The following is an 8,850-nucleotide window of genomic DNA, read 5'->3' as shown; positions in this document are numbered from 1 at the left end:
CCGCATACTGGGCTGGCCGGATGACGTCAATCAGAATCACGTCAATCGAGGGGTCGCGCGAGGCCAGCACGGTAGTGAGGTACTGCTGCTGCTGATCGGAAGTAGCCCCACCCACCTCGATCTCCACCCGCACCCCTGGGTTGCGCTGCTGGTAGATGTCCAGAATTTTGCGCATGATATCGGGGCGCTGCTGCCCCCCCACGAACACCCGCAAGCGGGTTTGCTGCGCCAGCGCAGTAGACATCACCAGCACAGCGACCAGTAGCCAAAACAACTTCTTCATGTAGTCCCTCCTCCTTGTAGCTGCACGCCTAGTGTACCGAGTTCGGCCTGAAGCGTCGCGTTAACCTCCACGCCTTCGGTGAGTGCTTTTTCTCGTAAAGCGGCCCGGCGTGCACCGGGAATCCGACCTCCGGCCGCTTTAAGAGCCTCGATGAGCTGGGCCACCCGGCCCGCGTAGCCTGTGCCAAAGGCAGCGGGGTCGAAGGCCAGCAGCAGCAGCCCCGGCTTGGCGGCCTGCTCCGGGGGCATCCAGGGCAGGGGTAGCTCGGGCGAGAGCACGTCGCCCGCCAGGGCCCCGGCCAGCACCTCCACCAGCACCGCCAGGGCGAATCCCTTGCCCTCGCCAATCGGCAGCAGCGAGCCTTCCAGCGCAGCCTGGGCATCGGTGGTTGGGCGACCCTCTCTGTCGAGCGCCCAGCCCGCTGGGATGGGCTCGCCCTTTTTGGCCGCGGCGATGATCTTACCCCGCGCCACCACCGAGATGGAGGTATCAATGATGACCGGCTGGGGCTCGGCTGGTGCGCCCAGGGCCATGGGGTTGGTGCCCAGCACCGGCCCAGGGGCTATGGCTGGGGGGGTGTTGGCAAAGGCCAGGGCCACCAGGCCCTCTTGGGCCAGCCGGCCCACGTAAGCCGAGAGCACCCCAGAATGCCCCGCGCCCCGCACGGCCAGCGCGGCGCTCCCCTGCTCCTTGGCCATCGGGGCCAGCGCCTGCACTGCAAAGAGCCCGGCCACCGGCCCCGGTGCGCCGTCGGCATGGAGAACTGCAACGCCGGGTTTGGTGCGCTCTAAACGCATCTGCGGCCGGGGATTGAGCCCACCAGCCTGGAGTTGCGCGGTGTACTGGGCAATCCGGGTCAGGCCGTGCCCCAGGTTGCCCTCGAGCTCGGCCTCGAGAATCACCTCGGCGAAGGCCTCGGCCTGATCCGGGGCCAGCCCCAGGCCCTGGAAGTGGCTCGAGACCACCTGCTTGAGTATGGGATAAGGAACCCTCATGCCACCCCCAGCAGGTTCAAAACCCCCTCGGCCACCCGCAACCCCACCGCTTCCTGGGCCTCGGCGGTCAGGCCGGCCACATGGGGGGTGATCCACAGGTTCTCCACACCCCGCAGCGGGTGTTCGGGGGGCAGGGGCTCGGGGTCAACCACGTCCAGCACCGCCCCGGCCAGGTGGCCCGAGCGCAGGGCAGCCGCCAGGTCGGCCTGCTGCACCAGCTCGCCCCGGGCGGTGTTGATGAGAAAGCTGCCCCTGGGCATGGTAGCCAGGGTCTCGGCCCGGATCAGTTCTTTGGTCTCGGGGGTCAGCGGGGCGTGCAGCGAGAGGAACTGGGCCCGCCGCAGCACCTCCGAGGTCGAGACCAGCTCGATCCCCAGGTCTTCCACCGCGCTCTCCCAGGGCAGGCGCATGGGGTCGGAGGCCACCACCCGCATACCAAAGGCCCGGGCCCGCCGGGCTACTCTGAGCCCCACCTCGCCCAGGCCCACCAGGCCCAGGGTCTTGCCCGAGAGCTCGAACCCCCCAAAGGCCGCGCGGTTCCAGCCACCCTCCGCCACATGGGCCGCTGCCCCCGCGATGTTGCGGGCCAGGTGCAGCATGGCGGCCATTACATACTCAGCGACCCCATTGGCGTTGATGCCCCGGGCAAAGTAGAGCTGAACCCCAGCGGCCTTCAGGTCGGACTGCACGATGTTGTCCAGGCCCACCCCCAGCCGCCCCACCACCCGCAGCCGGGGCGCGGCGGCCAGCAGCTCGGCATTGACCTGGGTCTGGTTGCGCACGATCAGCGCGCTGGCCCCAGCCAGCCGGGCCTTGAGGGCTTCGCGGTCTTTCCAGAGGTTGGGGTCGTAGTGCACCTCGAGGCCGCTTTGCTGCAGGCGCTGCAGACCACTGGGTGTGATGAACTCGCAAACCACAATCATGGTTCAGGCGCTGGGGTAGAGCTTGGTGATCACAAACTCGTTGTGCCGCAGGAGCTCAGCCGCGGTCAGGCGGCCATTGACGGTGCGGGCGAAGACCTCCAAGATGCGGTCGGCGGCCTGGTCGAGGTTGATATCGCCCACCAGCAGATCCGGCAGCTTGACGTCAATGTGCTCGCTCATGGTGCTGCAGGTGATGGGGTTGGGCGAGACCTTGATAACCGGAATCAGGGGATGTCCCACGATGTTGCCCTGTCCGGTGGTGAAGAAATGCAACACGCTACCCCCCGCCGCGCACAGCGTTACCTGCTCGGCCCCAGCCGAAGAGCTGTTCATGAAGACCAGGCCCTGGCCCGGCTTGACCGGCTCGGCGTAGTCGAGCACCGCCTGGATGGGGCGGGTACCGGTTTTCTGGATGTTGCCCAGGGCTTTTTCCTCGATGGTGGAAAGACCACCGCGGATATTGCCTTCGGTGGGCTGGGAGCCCAGCAGGTCAACACCCTGGGCCTCAATCATGCGGATGTAGTCGTTGTAGATCTGTATGAATTTGCGCTTGAGGGCGGGCGTGGCACAGCGGTTGGCAATCAGGTGTTCGCCCCCGGTGAGCTCGGAGGTCTCGCCAAAGATGACCGAGGCCCCCATGTCCACCAGCCGGTCTACTGCCCGGCCCTGGGCCTTGTTACCAGCCAACCCTAAGGTGGGGTCGGACTCACCGCACTTGATGGAGAGCACCAGCTCGGAGACCTGGATGGGCTCGCGCTTGAGCTCGGAGGCGTCCTGGGCCATCTGGTAGGCCACCCGGCTGGCTGCGTTGATCACGTTGAGATCGCCGTGGCGCTCGATGGAGAAGGTCTCCACCGGTTTGCCGGTTTTGGCAATGGCCGAGGCCACCCGGTCGGTCCACTTAGGCTCGATGCCGATCACCACCACCCCGTGCACGTTGGGGTTGGCCCCGTGGCCCGAAAGGGTGCGGAAGGTGAGCTCGAGGTCAGCGCCAAACTGCAAGCGCCCATAGGGGTGCGGCAGGGCCGTGGTACCGGCGATGAGCCGGGCCACCCCCTCAGCGGCGGCGTTGGAAAGGTCGTCCACCGGCAGGATGAGGACGTGGTTCCGCACCCCCACTACCCCGTTCGGGCGGCGGTAGCCGGTGATCCGCACGGCTTTAGGGGCAGTTTTCTTAGCCATCACTTGCCCCCTTTCTTGGACTTGGAGGGGGTAGCTTTGCTTTTAGCCCCCTGCTTTCCGTAATCCCAGCGCAGCGTCCGGATGTTGTGGACGTGTACATAACCACCCTGCTTTACTGCCTTGGTCATCTTGCCCACCTTCTCGCCATACTCGATGACCACATGGCCAGACGGCATATCTTTGAGCGCAATTTTGTGACCCAGAGGAACGTCCTCCAGCAGTTTGATTTTGTGCGACCCACCGCCCTCGAGGCTCTGGATGTTGAGTTCTTCACCCGCTTTCAGGTCGGCCACCGCCACCGCCACATCATCGGTACTTTTATGAGCTAGGGCTCTATGTGCCACCATTTCCTCCTTTGGTTTCTGCAAGATTTTATATCTAAAATCTTTTGTGGTCAATGTGTTAGAATTACCAGCAAATATGGCTCTGACACGAACTACCCTGAACCGCGAAGCCTACAAGGCGCTCAGGCAGGCCATTCTGGGGCGAAAGATTCCCCCAGGCCAGAAATTGGTCGTGCGGGTGCTGGCCGAAGACCTGGGTCTCTCCCCCACCCCGGTCAAGGAGGCGCTGTCGGCGCTCGAGCGCGAAGGACTGGTGCTAGCGGTGCCGCACCGGGGCTATTTTGTGCTGGAGCCGAGCCTCGAGGATGTGCGCGAAATTTACGGCCTGCGCGAGGTGCTGGAAGGGCTGGCGGCGCGGCTGTCTGTCGAAAACGCAGGCAAGGTGTTGGTGAAGAAATTGGAAAAGCTATTCAACAAACAACGCGAAGCGGCTGATAGGCGCGACATCGAGACCTATGGCGACCTCGACCTAGCCTTCCACCGATGCCTTTGGGAAGCTTCGGGTAGCAAGCGCTTGCTGGCCGCTGCCGAGACCATAGATGGGCAAATTCGTATGCTCATCAACAGTTCGGCGGCCATTCCGGGCCGCTTGCCCAAGTCCCGAGCCGAGCACGAGGCTATTTTGCAAGCGGTACGGGATAAGAATCCCGAAGCGGCAGAGGTTACCATGCGCACCCATGTTCGAAATGCCGGACAGGCTCTGGAACACTTCTTAATGAGCCGAACAAATCGCTAAGGCGAAGCCTCTAAGGCTCGTCGCACATTCCCGTCCACACCATTCAACAAGGCCTGGGCCGCCTCTGCGCCCAAGTTTTTTTTGATCATAACAATAGCAGTTTTGACGCGATAGCCGCAAGCTTCCAGCGCCGTTTTTGCTGCAGCCTCGGTAGCCCCTGTGGCCACCACAGTCAGGCGGATCGCCCGCGCTACCAGCTTGGCATTGGTGGCCTGCATATCCACCATCAGGTTGCCGTAGACCTTGCCCAACCGCACCATCAGCGTGCTAGAAAAGGTGTTAAGGGCAATCTTCTGGGCGGTTCCGGCTTTTAGGCGGGTCGAACCCGAGATCACCTCGGGGCCGGTTTCCAATACGATTCCGACCTCGCTTTGCAGCACGATGGGGGTATCGGGGTTGTTGGTAATCCCGATGGTCAGAGCGCCCACTTCCCTAGCCGCTGCAAAAGCCCCCAGCGGATAGGGCGTGGTGCCCGAGGCCGCAATGCCTATCACCACGTCATGGGGGGTGGGCTGTAGCGCCAGCACATCGCGCTTGCCCGCTTCAAAATCGTCTTCGGCACCTTCCACCGCTTGCCAAAGGGCCTCCTGGCCCCCTGCAATACAGGCCAAGGCCCGCTCACGCGGCCAGGAAAAGGTGGGCGGGAGTTCCGAAGCATCCAATTGCCCCAGGCGCCCACTGGTTCCGGCTCCCACATAGATCAAGCGCCCGCCCTGCCGCATTCGCTCGGCTGCAAGCTCGGCAGCGCTGACAATCTGAGGTACTGCTTTTTGGGCTGCCTGAACTGCGTAAAGCTGGTCGTCTACCAAAGTCTGTGCGATTTGTAGGGTAGAGCGGGTCTCGAGGTCGTGGTGGGCTTCGCTAATTTGTTCGGTAGCCAGAAGTTTTTTCATAATCAGGCTCGTCTATGAATGGTGCAAATCCAGGGCCATACGGGCAGCAGTTTCGGCGCTGGAAGTATATTGAACCGTTACTTCCAACAGTTCTCGAGCTCCCTGCTCGATGAGGGGGCTAACCTGCAAAGCGCCCCCACAAAGTACCACCGGCAGCGAACCCAAGCGGTGTCGCAGGGTGAGGGCTAGGTCGGCCAGTTCGCGTCCGGCCTGAAGCAAAACCTGGGTTGCGGTCTCATCTCCGTCTTCGGCAGCCCGGCCCACCGCCGGAGCCAACGCGGCCACGGCTTGCCGCCCACCCCCGTACACATGCGCGCGAATGTGCGGCCAGTCGCGGCCCCCCAGCGCCCTATACAGATGCTGGGCCAGCGGGTACGCGGCGGCATCCACCCCGGCATCCTGCCAATGCAGCACCTGTCGCAGCGCGGTTTTCCCTATCCAGAACCCGGCCCCCTCGTCGCCAATCAGAAAACCGTGCCCACCTGCGCGGTAGACCGTGCCGTCCAGGGCGATGCTGTAGGCCACCGAGCCGGTTCCGGCATAGACCACAATCCCCTCCCCAGGGGCGAAATGGGCCCGGTAAGCTAGGTCCATATCGTTAAGGACACGCACCCGCTGGACAGGTAAACCCAGGGTCTGCTGGATATGAACGCTCATCTGCTGGGCTTCTTTGGTTCCCGCGTCTAGACCCGTAATGCCTGCGACCACCGCAACAGGTGCATGGGGTTTGACCTCTGCCAGCAAAGCATCCAAAGCGGCAAACACCTCGACCCGCATTTCATCGTTGAAGAGGTGTCCAATGACCGGAGCAGCCCGCCCCTGGGCCACCACCCCGCCCTGAGCGTCTAGCACCACCCACTTGCTGCTGCTGGCCCCGCCATCAATCCCAAGCACGTTCAAGCCGGAACCTCCTTTACAAAACGGCGGGTGATTTCGCGGGGGTTGGTGATGGCAGTGCCCACCACCACTGCGCTGGCGCCAAGCTCAAAGGCTCGAGACACCGCTTCGGGTGTCCAGAAGCGACCCTCTGCAACAATGGGCACGTCTAGCTCCTCTACCAATTGCCCAAGCAACTCAAAATCGGGCCCTTCAGTCTTGCGCGAGTAGGGCGTATAACCTGCCAGGGTCGTCGCTACAAAATCCGCACCCAATCCAGCCGCAACCACACCCTCTTCCAACGTCGAAACATCGGCAAACACCGGCTTCCCCAGATCATGAATCCGTGTGATCAGCTCGGCCAGTGATTCTTTGGGGCGGAGGCGCATCGTTGCATCCAGCCCAATCACATCTGCCCCAGCTTCGGCGACCTCCAGGGCAGCAGCAAAGTCGGGGGTGATATAGACCTCATACCCCTGCATCCAACATTTGTTTATGCCAATGATGGGCAGGGTCGTCACTGCCCGAATAGCCCGCACGTCCTCAGGCCCGTTGGCACGAATGGCCTTCGCGCCTCCTTGCTCTGCCGCCAGCGCCATCGCAGCCATAAACTGCGGGCCGTGTAGTGGGTTGTCGGTCCTTGCCTGACACGACACGATTAGGGAGGGAAAAACCAGCCCCCCCATCCCCTGGCCTCTGACTTCTTGCATGACTCCAGCCCCTTTACCCTTTCGTAGCCCCTGCTGTCAGCCCTTTGATGAACTGCTCCGACAAAAGCAAGTACAAAAGAATCAAAGGCATTGCTGCCAAGGTCAGGCCTGCAAATAGAGGGCCGTAGTCGGTTGCGTATTCACCAAAGAACACCGTCAGGCCCTGTGGCACGGTTTTGAGGGTGGGATCTTGCAAAAACACCAGCGGCAGCAGAAAGTCGTTCCAGATCGGGATGGCCGTATAGATGGCCACAATCGCCAGTTGCGGACGCACCAGCGGTAGCATCACCTTCCAAAACACCTGCCATTCACTGGCCCCATCAATACGCGCAGCATTATCGAGGTCGGAAGGCAAGGCCCGAAAAAAGCCGGTCAGGATAAATACTGCCGCTGGGATACCGCCTGCAGCATAGACCAGAATGAGGCCAAAGTGCGAGTTGATCAGGCCCATCTCCTTGAGTTGCACGAAGAGCGGTACCAGTACCAGTTTGGCCGGGAACATCAGGCCCGCCAAAAAGAACACGTAGATGGCATCGTTGAGGCGGAACTTAAAGCGCCCTAGGGCGTAACCTGCCATCGCACTGAATCCCAAGATAAGTATTTCGGCCCCGACGGTAATCAGGATAGAGTTGCGGAAGTACAGGTCAAACCGCCCCGATTCCCAAACCTTGGCAAAGTTATCCAAACTCCAGGTCTGGGGCAGGGCAAAGGGTGAGGCGAATATTTCGGGGGTGGGCTTGATGGCCGAGATAAGCATTAAGAGCAACGGCAAAATTACCCCCAGGGCGTTTAGGATCAGCAGACCGAACAGAAAGATGCCGCTAGGCCCCAGCCTGCGCCAAGCGTTGGACGAGCGAGACGGGTTCACATTTCCACCTCCCGCCGCCGCAGGTACAAGGCTCCAATCGCTGAGCCAACTCCCACAATCACAAACAAAATCACGCTGATGGCCGCCGCTACCCCCACGTTGGAAGTGGCCTCAGAAGCCGCTCCAAAGGCCAGGCGATAAAACATCAGGGCCATGGTATCGGTCGCACCGCCAGGATTACCGCTCACCCCGGCCATCACATAGGGCAGTTCGAACCACTCCATCGAGCCAATAAAGGTCAGGATGATGATGGTGGTGAAAGCGGGTGCCAACAACGGCAGCATGATCTGGCGGAAAACCTGCCACTCGCTGGCCCCATCCAGGCGTGCCGCCTCGTAGTAATCCTCTGGGATGGCGTTCATACCCGCCAAAAAAACCAGGGTAGGAAAGCCTACCCAGCGCCAAGCATTGACACAGATAAGGGTAAACAAAGCCCAGGCCGGGTCTCCTAGCGGGGCGAAGGAGGCAATCCCGGACATATTGGCCAGTTTGGTGATGGGGCCAATCAAGGGATCGAGAAACAGCTTCCACAAAAAGCCGACCACCACCAGCGACAAGATCACCGGCAAGAACACGGTAGCCCGGAAAAAGCGCATCAAGGGAGGCTGCTTCCAAAGCGCATAGGCCAAAGCCAGTCCCAGTCCGTTTTGAATCACCATCAAGCCGATAAAAGCCAGTACGTTGTGGCGCATGGCCTCTAAAAAATCGTCGCGAAAAGGAAACGACAAAAGTTTACGGAAATTTTCTAGCCCTACAAACTCCTCTCGATTGAAACTGGTCCAAGAGTAAAGGCTATACCCTAGCGCTGCTACCGCGGGCCAGAGGGTAAATATGACCATCAGCAACAGCGCTGGGGTGAGAAAGATTATCAACCACAGATTTCGTTGGAAGCGCATGAGGGTATCTCCACATCCCTTCGTGTGCTACCTGCAGTCTACCCTTCCACCCCCGCCATCCTGAGCAGAAGACGGCTGCGGATGAGGTTGTGCACCAGCAGAATCAGGTTCACCCGCGCCAGGAAACCTGCAAACGACCGGGCC

General features: G+C 61.4%; 10 protein-coding genes and 1 pseudogene. 1 reads left to right on the top strand and 10 read right to left on the bottom strand.

Translation table 11 applies throughout. The annotated features are described in order from the left end of the window. The 5 genes and pseudogenes from WKI89_RS17085 to WKI89_RS17065 all read right to left on the bottom strand — a co-directional run. A pseudogene (locus WKI89_RS17085) lies at positions 1-283 on the bottom strand (ABC transporter substrate-binding protein); the annotation flags it as partial. Further along, complete coding sequence (locus tag WKI89_RS17080; protein WP_337871583.1) at positions 280-1,278, bottom strand: Ldh family oxidoreductase; 999 nt, start codon at positions 1,276-1,278, stop codon at positions 280-282. The pseudogene WKI89_RS17085 and the gene WKI89_RS17080, both read right to left, overlap by 4 nt. Next, the gene (locus WKI89_RS17075) at positions 1,275-2,201 is read right to left on the bottom strand and encodes a hydroxyacid dehydrogenase (RefSeq protein WP_337871582.1); all 927 of its coding nucleotides are present in this window, start codon (positions 2,199-2,201) and stop codon (positions 1,275-1,277) included. Before WKI89_RS17075 ends, WKI89_RS17080 begins: the two co-directional genes overlap by 4 nt. A 3-nt stretch (positions 2,202-2,204) precedes the next feature. Then, on the bottom strand, positions 2,205-3,383 hold the full coding sequence (locus WKI89_RS17070; RefSeq protein ID WP_337871581.1) for a UxaA family hydrolase: 1,179 nt from the start codon (positions 3,381-3,383) through the stop codon (positions 2,205-2,207). After that, positions 3,383-3,730, bottom strand: coding sequence for a UxaA family hydrolase (locus WKI89_RS17065; RefSeq protein ID WP_337871580.1), 348 nt, complete (start codon positions 3,728-3,730; stop codon positions 3,383-3,385). Before WKI89_RS17065 ends, WKI89_RS17070 begins: the two co-directional genes overlap by 1 nt. Before the next feature lie 73 nt (positions 3,731-3,803). On the opposite strand from WKI89_RS17065, the gene WKI89_RS17060 reads away from it, so the two are divergent. Beyond that, positions 3,804-4,463, top strand: coding sequence for a GntR family transcriptional regulator (locus WKI89_RS17060; protein WP_337871579.1), 660 nt, complete (start codon positions 3,804-3,806; stop codon positions 4,461-4,463). Here the strand turns inward: WKI89_RS17060 and murQ are convergent. From murQ to WKI89_RS17035, 5 genes are read right to left on the bottom strand one after another with little or no spacing between them, the layout of a single operon-like run. Further along, positions 4,460-5,356, bottom strand: coding sequence for an N-acetylmuramic acid 6-phosphate etherase (gene murQ, locus WKI89_RS17055; RefSeq protein WP_337871578.1), 897 nt, complete (start codon positions 5,354-5,356; stop codon positions 4,460-4,462). The genes WKI89_RS17060 and murQ overlap by 4 nt on opposite strands. A gap of 12 nt (positions 5,357-5,368) precedes the next feature. Next, the gene (locus tag WKI89_RS17050) at positions 5,369-6,250 is read right to left on the bottom strand and encodes a BadF/BadG/BcrA/BcrD ATPase family protein (RefSeq protein ID WP_337871584.1); all 882 of its coding nucleotides are present in this window, start codon (positions 6,248-6,250) and stop codon (positions 5,369-5,371) included. Between the two features lie 2 nt (positions 6,251-6,252). Beyond that, complete coding sequence (locus WKI89_RS17045; RefSeq protein ID WP_337871577.1) at positions 6,253-6,942, bottom strand: N-acetylmannosamine-6-phosphate 2-epimerase; 690 nt, start codon at positions 6,940-6,942, stop codon at positions 6,253-6,255. A 13-nt stretch (positions 6,943-6,955) separates the two neighbouring features. Then, the gene (locus WKI89_RS17040) at positions 6,956-7,810 is read right to left on the bottom strand and encodes a carbohydrate ABC transporter permease (protein ID WP_337871576.1); all 855 of its coding nucleotides are present in this window, start codon (positions 7,808-7,810) and stop codon (positions 6,956-6,958) included. Next, positions 7,807-8,538 carry a sugar ABC transporter permease gene (locus tag WKI89_RS17035; RefSeq protein WP_337871575.1) on the bottom strand — a complete coding sequence of 244 codons (732 nt, stop codon included), beginning with the start codon at positions 8,536-8,538 and terminating at the stop codon, positions 7,807-7,809. The genes WKI89_RS17040 and WKI89_RS17035 overlap by 4 nt, the downstream gene beginning before the upstream one ends. Positions 8,539-8,850: the final 312 nt, after the last annotated feature.

It is taken from the genome of Meiothermus sp. (genome assembly GCF_037443965.1).
Classification (GTDB): domain Bacteria; phylum Deinococcota; class Deinococci; order Deinococcales; family Thermaceae; genus Meiothermus.
The sequence above is the reverse complement of the archived record's forward strand: the minus strand, read 5'-3'. Positions and strand labels throughout refer to the sequence as shown.

Coding starts and splice junctions, on each gene's coding strand:
- WKI89_RS17080 (WP_337871583.1), bottom strand. CDS start 1,278: ATGAGGGTTCCTTATCCCATACTCAAGCAGGTGGTCTCGAGCCACTTC.
- WKI89_RS17075 (WP_337871582.1), bottom strand. CDS start 2,201: ATGATTGTGGTTTGCGAGTTCATCACACCCAGTGGTCTGCAGCGCCTG.
- WKI89_RS17070 (WP_337871581.1), bottom strand. CDS start 3,383: ATGGCTAAGAAAACTGCCCCTAAAGCCGTGCGGATCACCGGCTACCGC.
- WKI89_RS17065 (WP_337871580.1), bottom strand. CDS start 3,730: ATGGTGGCACATAGAGCCCTAGCTCATAAAAGTACCGATGATGTGGCG.
- WKI89_RS17060 (WP_337871579.1), top strand. CDS start 3,804: ATGGCTCTGACACGAACTACCCTGAACCGCGAAGCCTACAAGGCGCTC.
- murQ (WP_337871578.1), bottom strand. CDS start 5,356: ATGAAAAAACTTCTGGCTACCGAACAAATTAGCGAAGCCCACCACGAC.
- WKI89_RS17045 (WP_337871577.1), bottom strand. CDS start 6,942: ATGCAAGAAGTCAGAGGCCAGGGGATGGGGGGGCTGGTTTTTCCCTCC.